The organism is Biomaibacter acetigenes (assembly GCF_003691585.1).
Classification (GTDB): Bacteria; Bacillota; Thermosediminibacteria; order Thermosediminibacterales; family Tepidanaerobacteraceae; genus Biomaibacter; species Biomaibacter acetigenes.
In genome coordinates this window covers 1914214-1930725 of sequence record NZ_CP033169.1, presented here as the reverse complement: position 1 = coordinate 1930725, position 16512 = coordinate 1914214, and the positions used below count along the sequence as shown (strand labels likewise).

At 43.2% G+C, this 16512-nt stretch carries 20 protein-coding genes, 1 pseudogene and 1 riboswitch; of the genes and pseudogenes, 20 read left to right on the top strand and 1 reads right to left on the bottom strand.

Annotated elements, in window-relative coordinates; genetic code table 11:
• The first annotated feature begins 111 nt into the window (after positions 1-111).
• A riboswitch (cobalamin riboswitch) is annotated at positions 112-279 on the top strand.
• A 216-nt stretch (positions 280-495) separates the two neighbouring features.
• The 8 genes from D2962_RS09965 (at position 496) to cobC (ending at position 7716) form a co-directional block, all read left to right on the top strand.
• Positions 496-1446, top strand: a complete 951-nt coding sequence (locus D2962_RS09965) for an ABC transporter substrate-binding protein (RefSeq protein WP_245984572.1) — start codon at positions 496-498, stop codon at positions 1444-1446.
• A 17-nt stretch (positions 1447-1463) separates the two neighbouring features.
• Positions 1464-2522, top strand: coding sequence for a FecCD family ABC transporter permease (locus D2962_RS09960; RefSeq protein WP_120767404.1), 1059 nt, complete (start codon positions 1464-1466; stop codon positions 2520-2522).
• 11 nt (positions 2523-2533) lie between these two features.
• Positions 2534-3091: a bifunctional adenosylcobinamide kinase/adenosylcobinamide-phosphate guanylyltransferase gene (gene cobU / locus D2962_RS09955; protein ID WP_120767432.1), complete on the top strand. Its 558-nt coding sequence runs from the start codon at positions 2534-2536 to the stop codon at positions 3089-3091.
• A gap of 14 nt (positions 3092-3105) precedes the next feature.
• Positions 3106-3999 carry a GHMP family kinase ATP-binding protein gene (locus D2962_RS09950; protein ID WP_122014899.1) on the top strand — a complete coding sequence of 298 codons (894 nt, stop codon included), beginning with the start codon at positions 3106-3108 and terminating at the stop codon, positions 3997-3999.
• 67 nt (positions 4000-4066) lie between these two features.
• Positions 4067-5158 carry a threonine-phosphate decarboxylase CobD gene (gene cobD, locus D2962_RS09945; RefSeq protein WP_122014898.1) on the top strand — a complete coding sequence of 364 codons (1092 nt, stop codon included), beginning with the start codon at positions 4067-4069 and terminating at the stop codon, positions 5156-5158.
• Positions 5159-5258: 100 nt separating this feature from the next.
• Positions 5259-6203: an adenosylcobinamide-phosphate synthase CbiB gene (gene cbiB / locus D2962_RS09940; protein WP_122014897.1), complete on the top strand. Its 945-nt coding sequence runs from the start codon at positions 5259-5261 to the stop codon at positions 6201-6203.
• Between the two features lie 142 nt (positions 6204-6345).
• On the top strand, positions 6346-7083 hold the full coding sequence (cobS, locus tag D2962_RS09935; protein ID WP_120767400.1) for an adenosylcobinamide-GDP ribazoletransferase: 738 nt from the start codon (positions 6346-6348) through the stop codon (positions 7081-7083).
• A 6-nt stretch (positions 7084-7089) separates the two neighbouring features.
• On the top strand, positions 7090-7716 hold the full coding sequence (gene cobC / locus D2962_RS09930) for an alpha-ribazole phosphatase (protein WP_122014896.1): 627 nt from the start codon (positions 7090-7092) through the stop codon (positions 7714-7716).
• Between the two features lie 48 nt (positions 7717-7764).
• Here cobC and D2962_RS09925 read toward each other — a convergent pair whose 3' ends face one another.
• Positions 7765-7989: a NifU family protein gene (locus D2962_RS09925; protein WP_120767398.1), complete on the bottom strand. Its 225-nt coding sequence runs from the start codon at positions 7987-7989 to the stop codon at positions 7765-7767.
• Between the two features lie 101 nt (positions 7990-8090).
• Here D2962_RS09925 and D2962_RS19595 point away from each other — a divergent pair.
• The 12 genes and pseudogenes from D2962_RS19595 to hisIE form a co-directional block, all read left to right on the top strand.
• Positions 8091-8347: pseudogene (locus D2962_RS19595) on the top strand (hypothetical protein); the annotation flags it as partial.
• A gap of 151 nt (positions 8348-8498) precedes the next feature.
• Positions 8499-8753: a type II toxin-antitoxin system prevent-host-death family antitoxin gene (locus D2962_RS09910; protein WP_120767397.1), complete on the top strand. Its 255-nt coding sequence runs from the start codon at positions 8499-8501 to the stop codon at positions 8751-8753.
• Positions 8746-9078 (top strand): type II toxin-antitoxin system RelE/ParE family toxin, encoded by a 333-nt coding sequence (locus D2962_RS09905; RefSeq protein ID WP_120767396.1) that lies wholly within the window; start codon positions 8746-8748, stop codon positions 9076-9078. Before D2962_RS09910 ends, D2962_RS09905 begins: the two co-directional genes overlap by 8 nt.
• 269 nt (positions 9079-9347) lie before the next feature.
• Positions 9348-10511 (top strand): ATP phosphoribosyltransferase regulatory subunit, encoded by a 1164-nt coding sequence (gene hisZ, locus D2962_RS09900; RefSeq protein WP_122014895.1) that lies wholly within the window; start codon positions 9348-9350, stop codon positions 10509-10511.
• A 116-nt stretch (positions 10512-10627) separates the two neighbouring features.
• Positions 10628-11248 carry an ATP phosphoribosyltransferase gene (hisG, locus tag D2962_RS09895; RefSeq protein ID WP_222927498.1) on the top strand — a complete coding sequence of 207 codons (621 nt, stop codon included), beginning with the start codon at positions 10628-10630 and terminating at the stop codon, positions 11246-11248.
• Positions 11249-11327: 79 nt separating this feature from the next.
• Positions 11328-11495 (top strand): hypothetical protein, encoded by a 168-nt coding sequence (locus tag D2962_RS17605; protein WP_162991190.1) that lies wholly within the window; start codon positions 11328-11330, stop codon positions 11493-11495.
• Positions 11496-11569: 74 nt separating this feature from the next.
• Positions 11570-12664 carry a histidinol-phosphate transaminase gene (hisC, locus tag D2962_RS09890; RefSeq protein ID WP_342774539.1) on the top strand — a complete coding sequence of 365 codons (1095 nt, stop codon included), beginning with the start codon at positions 11570-11572 and terminating at the stop codon, positions 12662-12664.
• Positions 12665-12717: 53 nt separating this feature from the next.
• Positions 12718-13305: an imidazoleglycerol-phosphate dehydratase HisB gene (gene hisB / locus D2962_RS09885; RefSeq protein WP_120767392.1), complete on the top strand. Its 588-nt coding sequence runs from the start codon at positions 12718-12720 to the stop codon at positions 13303-13305.
• A 68-nt stretch (positions 13306-13373) separates the two neighbouring features.
• Entirely contained in the window at positions 13374-13985 is a 612-nt protein-coding gene (gene hisH, locus D2962_RS09880; RefSeq protein WP_120767391.1) for an imidazole glycerol phosphate synthase subunit HisH, read from the top strand.
• Entirely contained in the window at positions 13982-14704 is a 723-nt protein-coding gene (hisA, locus tag D2962_RS09875; protein WP_120767390.1) for a 1-(5-phosphoribosyl)-5-[(5-phosphoribosylamino)methylideneamino]imidazole-4-carboxamide isomerase, read from the top strand. Before hisH ends, hisA begins: the two co-directional genes overlap by 4 nt.
• A 223-nt stretch (positions 14705-14927) precedes the next feature.
• A complete protein-coding gene (gene hisF, locus D2962_RS09870) occupies positions 14928-15683 on the top strand; it encodes an imidazole glycerol phosphate synthase subunit HisF (RefSeq protein ID WP_120767389.1) in 756 nt (251 codons plus the stop codon).
• Complete coding sequence (gene hisIE / locus D2962_RS09865) at positions 15680-16432, top strand: bifunctional phosphoribosyl-AMP cyclohydrolase/phosphoribosyl-ATP diphosphatase HisIE (RefSeq protein ID WP_122014893.1); 753 nt, start codon at positions 15680-15682, stop codon at positions 16430-16432. Before hisF ends, hisIE begins: the two co-directional genes overlap by 4 nt.
• Positions 16433-16512: the final 80 nt, after the last annotated feature.

The following is a 16512-nucleotide window of genomic DNA, read 5'->3' as shown; positions in this document are numbered from 1 at the left end:
GAAATAGTGTTATAGGGGCAGTTAAAGCACATTTTGAAAGTTAAGACATTAGAACTGAATTAAGCATGACCTCATGAACTTGTAGAAAAAGAAAATGTGAGATATAATATAAAAAAACAATATGCAACAGGTGCCGTAAGGTCAAAAGGGAATCAGGTGAAAGTCCTGAGCGGTCCCGCCACTGTAACCGGGGATAAACTGCTATGCCACTGGGAAACCGGGAAGGCGCAGAGAAGATGATCCGGCAGCCAGGAAACCTGCCTGTTGAATAGGAGTACAAGCCTTCGGAAGAAAGGGGGAGTACATTTGCAAAGGAGAAAACCCGGATTTTCCAGAGAAAGGCCGGGTTATTTTTGTCGGCGCAGCGCAAATTCGCCCCGGAAAAACGATGCGCCTCGCCAAAAATAAAAAAAGTAAAAAAAGGAGGTTAGGGCAGGGTCGATGATCTTGCTGTAAAAAATGAGTAAAAAAATATTAAAGAGTATATCAATATTATTGATACTGTTAATGGTAATAGGCATTATTTCCGGATGCGGCGCTTCAAAGAATGATCAAACCAAACCTCAAGAGAATTCTGCTGCACCACAGGACAACACCCGGCAGCAAAAAGGTACTGGATACCCCTTAACCATAAAAGACCAGATGAACCGTGAAGTAACTCTGGAAAAAGAGCCAGAAAGGATTATTTCTCTGGCTCCCAGTAACACAGAGATTCTTTTTTCCCTGGGATTAGGGGGTAAAGTGGTTGGGGTTACCAATTACTGCGACTATCCCGAAGAAGCAAAAAGCAAGGGAAAAATCGGCGGCTTTGCTGACCCGAACATGGAGAAGATTATATCATTGAAACCGGACCTGGTGCTGGCCACCGACATGCACCAGAAACCGGTGGAACAACTGGAGAAATTGAACATACCCGTAGTAGTTCTCGCCCCCAAGAATATCCCCGATATGCTAAACAGCATTGAAATAATAGGAAAAGCCACCGGTAAAATAGCGGAATCACAAAAATTAGTGGAGACACTTACAGAAAGAATTAAAGCCATTGAGAATAAAGTTGCCGGAATACCCCAGGATAAGCGTCCAAAAGTCTATTACGAGGTCTGGCCGGAGCCTTTTACCACTGCCGGTCCCGGCACCTTCGTCAATGATATCATAGAAAAGGCTGGGGGTCAAAACATCGCCGGTGACGCGCAAAAAGCCTATCCGGAGTACAGTCAGGAAATGATTATATCCAAAGACCCCGATATCATCATATTCTCGCACCACGGCACCAGCAAACAAACGGCGGAGGATATTTTAAAAAGGTCCGGATGGGAGAATATCAAAGCAATAAAGGATAAAAAAGTTTTTTACGTGGATGAAAATATAGTTCAGCGGGCGACACCGCGCCTTATAGATGGCCTTGAACAGTTTGCAAGGATAATCCATCCGGAATTGTTCAAATAAATGTTGGAGGCAGCGCAATGGTCAACAGGTCCCCGAAGGACATGCAATATATACAGAAATATACAGTGCTCATCGCGGCGATTATCCTTGGAGGTATTCTGGCGCTCGGGATTGGGGCGGTGAGCATCAACCCCTTTCAAATTTTGAAGATTCTCCTTCATAAGATTCCCGTCCTGGGAAGTAATATTTCCACTGACTGGTCATCTGCCCAGGAGGCTATTGTGCTGCAGCTCCGGCTTCCGAGAATTATACTTTCATTTCTGGTGGGAGCCGAACTTTCCGCAGCAGGTGTAATATACCAGGGCATTTTCAGAAACCCCATGGCCGATCCCTATGTCATAGGGGCTTCGGCTGGAGCTTCCCTGGGGGCTACCCTGGCTATCATGATTTTTTCGGGCTTGAGAATATGGGGAATGGGTTCAATACCATTTTTTGCTTTTCTGGGAGCTTCCGTCACCATAATTGTGGTTTACGGCATTGCCAGCATAGGAGGGCGTACCTATTCATTTACACTGCTGCTGGCAGGCATTGCTGTGAGCAGTTTTATTTCCGCCCTGGTATCTTTTTTCATGTATTTCAGTGACCAGAAGCTACACCAGATATATTTCTGGCTTCTGGGAAGTTTTTCTTCCCAGGGATGGAATGATGTGATACTTAACTTACCTTATGGGGCTATCGGATATTTTATAGGCCTCTGGAATTTGAGGGCCTTAAATATACTGCAATTGGGAGAGGAGACGGCCTTTTTTACGGGAGTGGATACAGAGCTCACAAAGAAAGTAAGCCTTGCAGCAGCGTGCCTTCTCACAGCCTCCGCAGTGGCGGTCAGCGGTATTATAGGCTTTGTGGGGCTTATAATACCGCACATTACAAGACTCATCATCGGACCCGACCACAGGAGACTGTTTACATTTTCGGCTCTGGTGGGAGGCCTTTATCTCATGCTGGCTGATACTTTTTCCAGGGTGGTCATAAGTCCCACCGAACTTCCGGTGGGCATCCTGACTGCCCTTTTTGGAGGCCCCTTCTTTATATACCTGCTCTTCAGGAAAAAAAATAAAGATTACAGGATGTAAAGGTGAAAAACATGAGCATAACATTTATCACTGGCGGTGCCCGCAGCGGCAAAAGCCGGTTTGCAGAAAGAATGGCTGCAGAATCAAACCAAAAAGTAATATACATAGCCACCGCTCAGGCCCTGGACGAAGAAATGGCTCATCGAATAGCCCTCCACAGGCAGAGAAGGCCTGCCGTATGGATGACCGTAGAGGAGCCTGAATATGTATCGAAAGCTTTAAAAAATATCAGCGGAGACGGCCGGCTGACAGATTATGGGGTGGTTCTCATCGACTGTCTGGCTCTTCTGGTTTCCAACTGGCTTCCGCTGGAAAAAGCTGAAAATCCCGAAACCTGGGAAGATTTGAGGGAGGCCCTCCTGAATGAGATAAACGTAATGATATTTGAGGCCGGAAGGATGGAACGCCATGTAATAATTGTGTCCAATGAAGTGGGCATGGGCCTTGTGCCCGAATACCCCCTGGGGAGGCTTTACCGGGATTTGCTGGGAGAAGTAAACCAGGTGGTGGCATCAAGTGCCGATGAGGTATATTTCATGGTTTCGGGCATACCTTTAAAGATAAAATAGAGGGGAGAATCCATTTGATTGGGAAAGCCCGCTGCCCTGCCAGCTGTGGAGAAATAGTCCAGGGGAGTATTGATGGAAGGGACTTTTTGGTGACATGTCCCGTTTCATTATATACCGAAATAACCGTAGAATTAATTCCGGAGAAACGTATAAGAAGTTTATTTGACGACTTAAATAAATATAGTTTTAAATCATATCTTGCTGCGCAAAAAACCCTTCAATTTTTCGGAGCAGTGGAATATAAACCAATTATTACTATAAATTCCCGGATTCCCCGGGGCATAGGCCTTTCATCCAGCACCGCCGATATAACCGCCGCATGTATGGCTACAGCATCGGCTCTGGGAAAAGATATTTCCCCCGATTCCATTGCCGATATTGCCCTTTCCATAGAGCCCAGCGATGGTATAATGTTTAAAGGCGCGATGATTTTTGACCACATAAAGGGAATTTGGAGGGAAAGCCTGGGAGACCTGCCGGAAATGGATGTATACATCATAGATACCAGAGAAACGGTGGATACCGGGGAATTTAACAGTCGCTTCGATTTAAAAGAATTAAATTTGAAAAAGGAACCGTTAGTTAGACAGGCTCTGGAAATAGTTCGCACCGCTGTAAAAGACGGCGACATGAAACTCCTGGGCGAGGCCATGATAAAAAGTGCCCTTGCCCACCAGGAGATACTTTATAAGCCTCATTTAATTGATATCATCGAAGCTGCACTTAAGTTTAATGCCATCGGAGTAAATATTGCCCACAGCGGTTCTGCCATCAGTATGTTTTTTGAAAGGAATTGCTGCATAAACGGTGATTTATGGACAGAGCTGGATGGAATTTTGAAGAAGCATGGGAAAAAATTGAGAGTCATCAAGGTAAGTATTGATAATACCGGTCCGAGGCAAATTTAGATGCTATCGGTATAAACTTGAAAATAGAGTAAAGATAGACAACTTAAGCCTACCCAAGGTTTGAAATATGAGAGGACCTGATACCATGGTGCTTCATGGAGGAAATGTGTATAAAGCCGCGAAACAACTTAATATGCCGTATAACAAAATTCTGGACTTTTCTGCCAACATCAACCCATTGGGATTCCCCGATGTTGTAAGACAAGTAATAATAAACCATATAAATGATATAGTCCATTATCCTGATACTGAACAGATGGAGCTCAAAAAAGTCGCGGCGGAATATTACGGCATAAACCCGGAAAATCTGCTGCCCGGGAACGGCTCAGTGGAACTTATAAACATAATTATGGAAGCATTGAGGCCTTCAAAGGTTATAATTCCCGCTCCCACATTTTCGGAATATGCTCATTCCTGCAGGACCAGGGGAATAAAAACAGAGCTTATTGATATGACGAAAAACAATTTTGAGTGGGACATGGAGCTTTTTGAGAGAGCGGAAAAACTCATGGATAAAAATTCAATGCTGGTTTTATGCAATCCCAACAATCCCACGGGCAAGCTCATCCTTAAAAATGATATAATAAATATGCTGGAATTAGTGAAAGAAAAAAGATCCTTTCTGCTGCTGGACGAGGCTTTCATGGATTTTGTAATAAATAGTCAGAGTTTGATAAAAGAGGTCGAGAAACATAAAAATTTGATTATTCTCAGATCTCTCACCAAATTTTTTGCCTTACCGGGTCTTAGAGTAGGTTTTGCCGCTTCCAACAGTGAACTGATACAAAAAATATCGGAGTTGAAAGATCCCTGGAATATCAATACTTTTGCGGGTTTGGTGGGCAGTGAAGTTTTAAAAGATAAGAATTACATAGAGCTGACCAAAAAATTTATTTCCCAGGAAAAGGAATATTTCTGGGGTACATTAAACGACATCAGGGGAATTTCACCCTTCCATCCCGAGGCGAATTTTGTCTTTGTCCGAATTACAGGCGAAATAACATCCGATGCCCTGGCTCAGAAACTCAAAAAATATGGCATATTAATAAGACGGTGCGGCAATTTTGATTTTCTGGATGACAATTTTTTCAGAGTGGCGGTCAGAAAGAGAGAGGAAAATGATATTCTTATAAATGCCCTCATTTCAATTTTATCTTAGACTTAAAGCTAATCAGCAACTATGATAAGTAGTGAACGACAACTCCTGTTTATAATTAGGAATTTTATATAGACTTCTATAGAAAGGTAAAGTAAAAAACATGGATAAACTTATCTTTGCAGCTTTTTTGCTGGACCTGGTTCTGGGAGATCCTCGGAGGTCCACCCATCCCGTAGTGATTATGGGGAAACTGATTTCATTTTTGGAAGGCTTTATTCGAAGGTTTTTTCAAACTTCTTCCAGCCTCAAGTTCGGTGGCATAGTATTGTGGCTTATCACCGTCGGCTTATCTTATTTTTTAACATTTTTTGTGATAAAATTGGCCTATGGAATAAATATCTGGATGGGGCATGTAGTATCGGTGTGGCTGTTATACACAACCCTGGCGGTCAGAAACTTATCCGATGAAGCCATGGGCATTTTTTATGAGTTAAAAAACGGCAATATCGAAAAGGCAAGGGTGCGCCTTTCCGGCATAGTGGGGCGGGATACCCGAGAACTGCAGCAAGATGAGGTTTGCCGGGCCACTGTGGAAACCGTGGCAGAAAACACCGTCGACGGCATCGTTTCCCCTTTGTTTTATTCTTTTATCGGAGGGCCACCTCTTGCTATGGCTTTTAAGGCCGCCAGCACCCTTGACTCCATGGTAGGTTATAAAAATGAAAGATATCTTCACTTTGGCTGGTTTTCCGCAAAAATGGACGACTTTTTAAACTATATACCTGCGCGGCTTTGTGGAGTCTTTATGTTAATGGCCGCTGCAGTTATGGGACTTGATATAAGGCGTGGATTTGTGACAGCCATGAAAGATTCCAGAAAACATGAAAGCCCAAACGGAGGTATTCCCGAATCCATAACGGCAGGAGTCATGGGCATTAGGCTTGGAGGCATAAACTATTATTTCGGCGAGCCCCATATCAGGGCATATTTGGGCGAAAAATTGAGGGAAATAGTTCCCGAAGACATAAAGACTGTGGTGGTATTAAGCGTAATATCTTCGGCTATTGCTTTAATGCTGGGAGAGTTGTTACTATTATTCTTTTGATTTAATATAATCAAAAGTCCAACTAACTGTACTGAAAACCCTGGATTTATAATACCAATACAAAAGAAAACAATAATAATATTTGTAAACTGTTTTGCTTGAACAGGTCTATTCGGAAAAAACGTTAAGGAGATAAAATGTTATGGGATTTTATGTAGCCCTTTTATTTTTGACCAGGATACCCCTTCCTCAGATAATGCTTGATGATAGAAAAATCGCATCTTCGATCCCCTTCTTTCCTTTGGCGGGGGCCGTGATAGGCGGCATCCTGAGTTTTACATTTTTATTGGGGGAAAAAGTTCTACCCTTGCAGGTTTTGCCGGTCATTATTACAACCGCATGGGGGAGCATCACCGGCGGTATGCATATAGATGGATTTGCCGATACAATGGACGGGATTTTTTGCGGGGGCGGTAGGGAGAAAAAGCTATCGGTCATGAAAGACAGCCGCATCGGGGCTTATGGCGCCATGGGGGTTGTCCTGCTGTTATTGTTTAAAATCTCTCTTACAGGTTCCCTTTCACGGCAGTATCTGATACCGGCGTTAATTCTTGCTCCCGTCCTGAGCCGGTGGGTCATGACTTATGCCATAATCTTATTCCCCTATGCCCGGGAAAGCGGGCTTGGCAGGGCATTCAGCCTTTACAAAAACCCATGGTATTTTATTACATCAAGTGTTATCGCCATCGGGATTGCAATTTTGGTTGCAAAAGCAATGGGATTTATCATAGCATTGATAGTAATTGTAGCAGGTTTCGTTTTAATAAAATATATTATAGGACAATTAGGGGGCCTGACAGGGGATACATACGGAGCAATAAATGAGCTTTGTGAAATAGTTGTACTTTTAATCTTTGTCATATTATCTAATAAAGGGTGATTTTTTTTGTCAAGATTTTATCTGGTAAGGCATGGAGAAACCCTCTGGAACAAAGAGTATAAATATCAGGGCCAATCGGATATACCCCTGAGCGATACCGGAAGGTTTCAAGCGGCAAGGCTTTCCGAAAGGCTGAAAGAGCAAAAAATCGATGCGATATATGCCAGTGATTTGCAAAGGGCCATGGAAACGGCCGGAATTATTGCAGCGCCGCATGGACTAAAGGTTTTTCCCGCCAGGGAAATGAGGGAATTGAGCTTCGGTATATGGGAAGGCTGTACTTTTGATGAAATAACTCAAAAATGGCCCGGAGAGATGGAAAGGTGGAGGCAGGACCCGTATAATGAGCGTCCGGAAGGCGGGGAAACCTTATCGGAGCTTTGTGACAGGGTGTCGAAGTTTTTAAAAACCGCCGCCAATAGTCATCCCGGGGAAAGTATATTGATTGTAACCCATGCAGGGCCTATCAGAGCGCTGCTTTCAATCATATTGAACCTGCATTATGACCTATTCTGGAAGTTTAAAATCAGCAATGCTTCTTTGACGGTGGTAGAATATGATGGACAAAAAGACCTGGCCCAAAGCGATGCATATATAGTGACCGTGAATGATACATTTCATCTATATGTATAAAAATATGTAGAAAAATAAAAAGCAGCAGTTAGCTGCTTTTAAAAATGGTTAAACCTGCTGGACCTCTTTTACTCCGGGGACCTGCTCTTTTAACGTTTCCTCGATGCCGTTTTTCAGGGTCATGGTGGCAAAGGGGCATCCGAAGCAAGAACCTGTGAGTTTTACCTTTACTATGCCGGTAGATTCATCCACATCCACCAGTTCAACATCACCGCCGTCGGCCTGCAGAGATGGGCGGATTTTATCCAGGACTTCCTTTACTTTTTCCTTCAAAGGACACAACTCCCTTCAGTATCTATTTAAATCATTCCCATTATATCAGAAATTATTTGGATTATCAATTTTAAAGTTATCAATATACATAAAAAAAGTAAAAAGCCCACGACCGTGCATGGCGTTGTAATCCCGAGCTGAAAGTGAAAAGGGAGTTTAAAGATCAGGAGGCTAAAGCAACGGTTCGGATAGGCGGACTGGACCGTATACACAGGACAAGGAAATTCAGTACTGTTTTGACTTTTCAGCAGCACCTTTTGCACCCTCTGGGAAAAAAGCCTAGGAAGAGGCGCTTTTTGGCTGGATTGTCAGCGATTTTGGTTTAAATGATGCAATTGAATATGGGTTAGTCAAAACAGTGCATCCCATTGAGTAGACACCGGCTATCCGGGCTTAGAACAGCAAATTCAGGAAGCCATCGAAAAGGATTGCATTAATTTTAAAATTGCTGTTGAATTTTACGAATAATAAGGATATAATAATAACAGCAAGGAAAGGAGCTGTTATCTATGCCAAATATCAAACCCATCTCCGATTTAAGGAATTACAATGAAGTCCTGCGTGATATTGCCATAGGCGAGCCAGTGTTTTTAACCAAAAATGGCAGAGGGAAATATGCCATTGTCGATATTAAAGAATATGAAAAATTAAAAGCTTCACTGAAGCTGATGTCACAGCTTGCCCGGGGAGAGCTGGCTGGAAAAGAAAAAGGATGGATGACTATCGAGGAAGTGGAAGCAGAACTGGGGATTGAGAATGTATAAGCTGAAAATTTCGCCTGAAGCCAAAGATGATTTGGCAGAAATTAAAGGCTACATTTCTCAGGAACTTTGTAATCCGCAGGCGGCTGTAAATCTGATTTCTAAAATCACGAAAAAGATGCGCGGACTGTCGGAGCATCCTGGAATTGGTGCGCCGCTATCTTCCGTCGTGGATATTCAGACAGACTATCGTTTTCTTGTCTGTGCCAATTACCTGATATTTTATAGGTACGAAGATGGAATTGTTTTCGTGTCGAGAATCTTATACGGCAGGCGGGATTATACGCGTATACTGTTCGGTGATTTGCCGGAGGATGAAGAAAAATAGAATACATGTACCAGAATCGTCGGCTTAAGGGCTGGTGATTTTTTTATGCGCAAAATCAGGAGGTGAAGGCGCTTTGGAAGTGATGACTTGGATGTGTTGGGAAGCGTTCATACAATAATGTGAGCAATCAAAAATACAGACGTGAAAATCTATTATATTCAGGTAAAATCGGGCAAAATACTTTGTAATGATGTTGACCTCTGGAAAAAGTTATGGTAGTATCATTTTAATACTTTAACAATTTACCAAACTAAAGGATGTAAAATATAATGGATTATATCTTTCAAAAGCCCGCAGGGGTGAAGGATTTCCTTCCGCCGCTGGTCCGCAAAAAAAGGCAAATCGAAAGGGCCATATATGATGTTTTTGAAAAGTGGGGTTATGAGGAGATAATAGCTCCTTCCTTCGAATATCTGGAAACATTTCTTTCAAGCAACAGTCCGGGATTTTCCGAGAAAATCTTCAAGTTTTTCGACCGACAGGGAAGGGTTCTGGCTTTAAGGTCAGATGTCACCACATCTATAGCCCGCATGGTGGCGACTTATTACGGCGAACACCGGCTCCCGCTCCGCTTTTGTTATATTTCAAATGTCTTCAGATTTCAGGAGCCAAGGAAGGGGCGCGACCAGGAGTTTTTCCAGGTGGGTGCCGAACTCATCGGCATAAAGGGCATACAGGCCGACACGGAAATAATCCTGCTGGCATCGGATATATTGAAGCAAATCGGTATTTCCGATTTTATTATTAATATAGGACATATAAAATTCCTTGAAGGTTTGCTGGATGAAATAAATGCGGACCCGGGGAAAAAAGAGCAGATAGCCCATGCCATATGGGGTAAAAACTTTGTTCTGCTGGAAGAACTGATTAAGGATATTCCCATAAACCCGGGTATAAAACAGGTTTTGCTATCCCTGAGCAGTTTTTATGGCGGCCAGGAAATTCTTGAGAGATTAAATAAAACCCCCTTGAATGAAAAATGCTATAATGCCCTGTCGGAACTTATGGAGCTGGCCGGGATGCTAAAAGGTTTTAATGATATAAGGCTTACCTTCGACCCGGGGCTCGCCAGAGGACTTGACTATTATACGGGCATTGTTTTTGAAATATATTCACCGGACTCCGGTTTCCCTCTGGGCGGCGGCGGGCGCTATGACAATCTCATGGATAAATTCAACGGAAACCGCCCCGCTACAGGTTTTGCACTGACCGAAGAGGCCCTGCTTTCAATACTGGAGAAAGACATGGACGATTCATACGAGCCGAATTATATTTTTTACGACAGGGAAAGTTTCACGCAGGCTCTAAAAAAAGCGGAAGAACTTAGGAGAAAAAATCTTGCGGTTAAACTAGTACCAATGGAAGATGAAGAAAACATATGTCCGGATGAAAGTCTTACTTCCCAAACCTTCATTATAAAAACCAAAAAATAGAAGCAAAAAGAGATGATTAAAATAATCTGTGATAAAGCGGGAAATACAAGTAAAAGTTGTGCTGCTGCCTTATTATGGATTACATCAAATATGAAATATGGAAAAGGAGATCTGCTTTGGAATTTCTGACCATAGCCCTGTCAAAGGGCAGGATACTCGGAGAAACGATGGAACTTTTCAACAGAATAAAAATGCATTTTGACAATGTCAGCGAGGATTCCAGGAAACTGGTTTTTGAATTTAAAGACTATGATATGAGATTGATCCTGTCAAAACCTACCGATGTGCCAACCTTTGTGGAGCACGGCGTGGCGGACCTGGGAGTGGCCGGAAAGGATGTGCTCCTGGAAGATAGGAAGGATGTTTTTGAACTCCTGGATTTAAAACTGGCACGGTGCAGGATGGTGGTGGCCGTGCCGGAGGATAGGGCGCCGGGTGTACCTATATACCGGGTTGCCACAAAATATCCTCATATCGCTGAAAGCTTTTTTTTAAAAAAGGCCCAGCCGGTGGAAATTATAAAACTCAACGGCTCTGTGGAATTAGGGCCGCTGCTGGGACTTTCCGATGCTATCGTGGACATAGTGGCTACAGGCCATACATTAAGGGAAAACCACCTGAAGGTAGAAGAGGTAATCTGTCCCATCAGCGCCCGCCTCATTGCAAATCAGGTCAGTTTCCGCCTCAAATCCGGGCAGATACAGGAATTGCTGGGCAAAATAAAAGCGGTTGTATAACGAAATAGGAAAATTCTTGCTATCCGTAGAATATTTAATGTATAATTGGTTTGGTGTAAAAAACCAACGAAGGTGGTAAATGACTGCCCAAGGCACCATAAACAACACCACCTTCGATGGGTCTCAGACAGGACCGGTATGCACGGATGCATGCCGGCCGACATCTGAGTCAGGACGCCGAATTGCCGGCGAACCCCTGTGGAGCGTAGTAGCGGACTTTAGAGCGGATTACATAACAATCCGGTGACAGGGGCGTCACTACCACCGATGTGACTTTTTACACCGATATCATAATTATACGAAAGTAAATATGGGGAGGAGATTAAAATAAATCCAGGGCTAAAATTTGTAAGACAGGATATTTTAGGACTTGAACCTTATAAACCTTCAAAAGAAGCTTGCAGTATAAAGCTTGACGCCAATGAAAGTCCATATGATATCCCACAGGAAGTTAAAGAGCGCATCTGGCAGAGGCTAAAACGTGAAAAAATAAATTTCTACTATGACCCCAGCTGTGATGAGCTAAGAGAAGAGCTTTCAAAATATGTCGGAGTAAAACCCGTGCAAATATTCGTGGGCAGCGGCTCCGATGAGATAATCAGCGATCTGCTTTTTGCCTTTGCGGGACCGGGTCGGGATGTGATTATACCGGTGCCGGCCTTTTCCAGTTATGAGATTTTTGCTACCGTTTCCGGGGCAAATGTCATAAAGGTACCGCTTTTGTTGGAAAAACAAAATGAGGCCTGGCGCTGGGACCTGGATGTAGAGGGCATAAAAAAGCACTTTAAAAAAGATGAACCCCAGATGATGTTTTTATGTTATCCCAACAATCCTACAGGCGATTACTTCAGCGAGGAGAAAATCCTTGATCTTATAGAATCTTTTAACGGCATCGTGGCAGTGGATGAAGCTTACTTTGAATTCGGAAGGAAGACTTTTGCAAACCGCCTTTCAAAGTATCCTAATGTGACCGTTATACGCACTTTTTCCAAAATATTTTCTATGGCGGGTCTCAGGGTGGGTTACGCCATAGCCGACGAGACTATAATAGAGCAGCTTTACAAGGTAAAACTACCTTATAATGTCACCCTTTTTTCCCAGATTGCTGCGGTGGAGATATTAAAAAATCTAGACTGGGTAGAAGCTTTACGGGATGAACTTGTAAAGTCCCGAGATGAGCTTAAAGCGGAACTTGATAGGGTACCGGGCATAATAGTCTACCCCAGCAATACCAATTTCTTCTTGTGCGAATTTGAAAAGCCCAGAGATTTGGTGTATGAAAAGCTTCTGGAAAAGGGGATCCTTACCCGCAAACTCAACGGCGAAAAGCTAAAAAATGTATTGAGATTTTGCGTGGGAAGTCCCGAACAGAATAATGTCCTGGTGGATGCATTGAGACAAATTCTATCGGAATAAGTTACTCCTATTTTATTTATTTATAGAGATATTTACTGAAAGAAGTGAAATTCATGGAAAGAAGCGCTGAAATCTCAAGAAAGACGGCAGAAACCGATATAAGGGTAAGATTGAATTTAGACGGTACAGGCCAAAGTTTAATTCAAACTCCCGCAGGTTTTTTCAACCATATGTTGACCCTATTTTCCCGCCATTCCCTTTTTGATCTGGAAGTAAGGGCCGCCGGAGACTGTGAGGTGGATTTCCACCATCTGGTAGAGGATACCGGTATAGTTCTTGGAGAAGCTTTTCTGAAAGCCCTGGAAGGAAAGGAGTCAATCCGCCGCTACGGAAGCTTTTATGTGCCCATGGATGAATCCCTGGGTTTTTCGGCGGTAGACATCAGCGGAAGGCCTTATATATTTTTTATGGCAGATTTTTTGAAAGATAAGGTAGGAGAGTTTGATGTAGAACTGGTGGAGGAATTTTTCAAGGCTTTTGTAAACAGCGCAAAAATAACGCTGCACATAGAGGTCATCCGGGGCTGGAATACCCACCATATGATAGAAAGCATTTTTAAATCTTTTGCCAGATCACTGCGGGAAGCGGTAAGTTTTGATGAGCGGGAAAAAGGCATACCTTCAACAAAGGGAATTTTATAGGGTTAAAATGCTTTTGAAAGATGGCAATAATGTATTTTTCAGTCCGGACATTAAAGGAGGATGCATTCTTGATAGGCATCATCGATTACGGCATGGGAAATTTGATGAGTGTGCAAAAGGCTTTTGAAAAATTGGGCTTTAAGGCAAAACTGCTCAAAAATCTGCAGGACTTAAAGGACATAAATGCGATGGTCCTGCCGGGAGTAGGGGCTTTTGAAGACGCCATTGACAGCCTTAAATCTCTGGGCTGGATCGAAGTTATTAATGATGTTGTAAAGTCCGGGATGCCTTTTTTGGGCATATGCCTTGGCATGCAGCTTTTATTTGAAGAAAGTTTCGAAGGTGGGCACCATGAAGGCCTGGGCCTTATAAAAGGTTCTGTCAGAAGATTTGAGCCGAAACAAAAAAACCTAAAAGTCCCTCATATGGGCTGGAACAGTGTGAAAAAAACCGGGGATTCCCGTCTTCTTGCAAACATACCCGACAACACCGACTTTTATTTTGTCCACTCCTATTACTGCGACCCCAAGGAGGATGCCACCATCGGGACCACCGATTATGACAACGTTTTTACTTCATGTGTCGAAAAAGACAACGTTTTCGGGGTGCAGTTTCATCCAGAAAAAAGCAGCCGGTTTGGGCTTGAGATTCTAAAGAATTTTGGGGAGATGGCCGGATGATCATATATCCTGCAATAGACTTAAGGAGCGGTCGCTGCGTAAGACTCATACAGGGGGACTTTTCGAAGGAGACCGTGTTTTCAGAGGACCCGGTGGAAGTGGCAAAAAGGTGGGAAGATCAAGGAGCTTCATGGATACACGTGGTGGACCTTGATGGGGCAAAGTCGGGCAGCCCTCAAAATTTTGAAGTAATAAAACTTATCAGGGAAAATGTAAAGCTAAAAATCCAGGTAGGCGGAGGTATAAGAAATCTAGATACCATAAAAAAATATTTTGATACAGGAATCGATCGGCTCATATTAGGTTCGGCGGCGATAGAATTTCAAGACACGGTAAAACAGGCGGTAGATTTTTTTGGGAAAGAAAAGATAGCTGTGGGAGTAGATGTAAAAAATGACATGGTAGCCGTTAAGGGGTGGACCGCTACATCTGAAGTGACTCTTGAACAAGTTTTAAAAAAGCTTCGGGAATTGGGGATAAAAAGAGTAATATATACGGACATCTCTAAAGACGGCATGATGTCGGGGCCGGATACTGAAGGTATTGAGAAGATACTTGACTTCGGAGGTTTTTCCGTTATTGCATCAGGCGGCATATCATCTGTGGAAGATTTGGAGCAATTGTCCCGCTATGAAAGTCAGGGCCTTGAGGGAGCCATTATCGGAAAAGCTCTATATAGCGGTGCATTGTGTTTGGGAGAGTTAATTCAGAAGTTTTAAGCTTTCTACGCTATTTACTAATATATACGTGCCGGCTTAACAATATTACTACAATATTGGAAGCGGATATCTAATTTAATCAAACTTCATATCTTGTGCTACTTGCGCAAGGTCACCGCGAGATTGACGTAAACTCACAAGTGGTGGAAATAGCACGCCGGTGAAGGATGCTGAACAGTATAAAAGTCATTGAAAATACTTTTAAAATGCGAGGTTTAATATCATGCTCAAAAAGAGAATCATCCCATGCCTTGATGTCAAGGCTGGACGGGTAGTAAAGGGTACAAACTTCATAAACCTGCAGGATGCGGGAGACCCGGTCGAACTGGCGGCCTTTTACGACAGGGAAGGTGCCGATGAGGTGGTTTTTCTGGATATAACCGCATCGGCCGAAGGGCGCAAGACCACGGTGGAAATGGTTAGAAGGGCTGCCCGGGAAGTATTCATTCCTCTCACAGTGGGCGGCGGCATCTCGAGCATTGAAGATATCAGAAATTTGCTCATGGCCGGAGCCGACAAAGTATCCCTTAACACTGCTGCCGTCCAGAATCCCGATTTGATCTATGAAGGGGCAAGACGTTTCGGCAGCCAGTGCATTGTGCTGGCTTGCGACGCCAAAAGGAAGGAAAAAGGCTGGGAAGTATATATCCACGGAGGGCGCACTGCCACGGGAATTGACGCACTGGAATGGATAGATAGGGCAGTGAAACTGGGAGCAGGCGAAATTCTCCTGACCAGCATGGATGCCGACGGCACCAAGGACGGCTATGATGTGGAGCTCACCAGGGCAGTTGCTGAAAGGGTGAATGTACCGGTGATAGCGTCAGGCGGTGCAGGCAAAATGGAGCATTTTAAAGAAATATTTCAGGAAGGCAGGGCTGATGCGGCCCTGGCGGCATCAGTATTTCATTACGGCACTTACAGCATCCGTCAGGTGAAACAATATCTGCGGCGAGAAGGGATTGAAATAAGATTATGAGCGAAACTAACCTCAATAAGGAAATATCCGTTGGCAGCAAAGGAGATAATCTTGAAATACATTTTGATGAAAAAGGCCTCATACCCGCAGTGGTTCAAGATAAAAACACCGGGGAAGTTTTGATGGTGGCATATATGAATAAAGAAGCTCTGCAAAAAACTCTGGAGACGAAAAATGCATGGTTTTACAGCAGAAAGCGCAGAACCCTATGGCAAAAGGGTGAAACTAGCGGTAATTTCCAGAAAGTGAAAGAAATCCTTTACGATTGCGATGGTGATACATTACTTTTAAAAGTAAATCCAAAAGGTCCGGCATGCCATACCGGAAACAAATCATGCTTTTACAGGAGTTTGATAACAGTAACAGAGGATAAGGGTATTCAAAAGGTTGAAGATTTTGGAGATAAGAAAAATAGAGAAGAAAACAATCCGGAAAATGACTCGGTCCGGAAAAAAGGCCACAATAGTGAATTGGAAATCCTTGAAGATCTAATAGATATAATAGATTCCAGATTCAATGAACTTCCAGAAGATTCCTATGTGGCAAAGCTCTATAAAGGTGGCAGAGAAAGGATATTAAAAAAAGTGGGTGAGGAAGCCTCCGAAGTCATCATAGCATCCATGAGCGGTGAAAAAAGCGATACCATTTATGAGGCCGCTGACTTGATTTTCCACTTACTAATAGCCCTACGCTATGACGGCATATCCATTCAGGAAATCATGGAAGAATTGAAAAGGCGGAGAAAATGAAAATCGGTTGTTTGTTACCGCGGTAAATTATTGAATACAGTTATACTTTTCTGCATATAATAGAAAAAATTTTTCAGGAG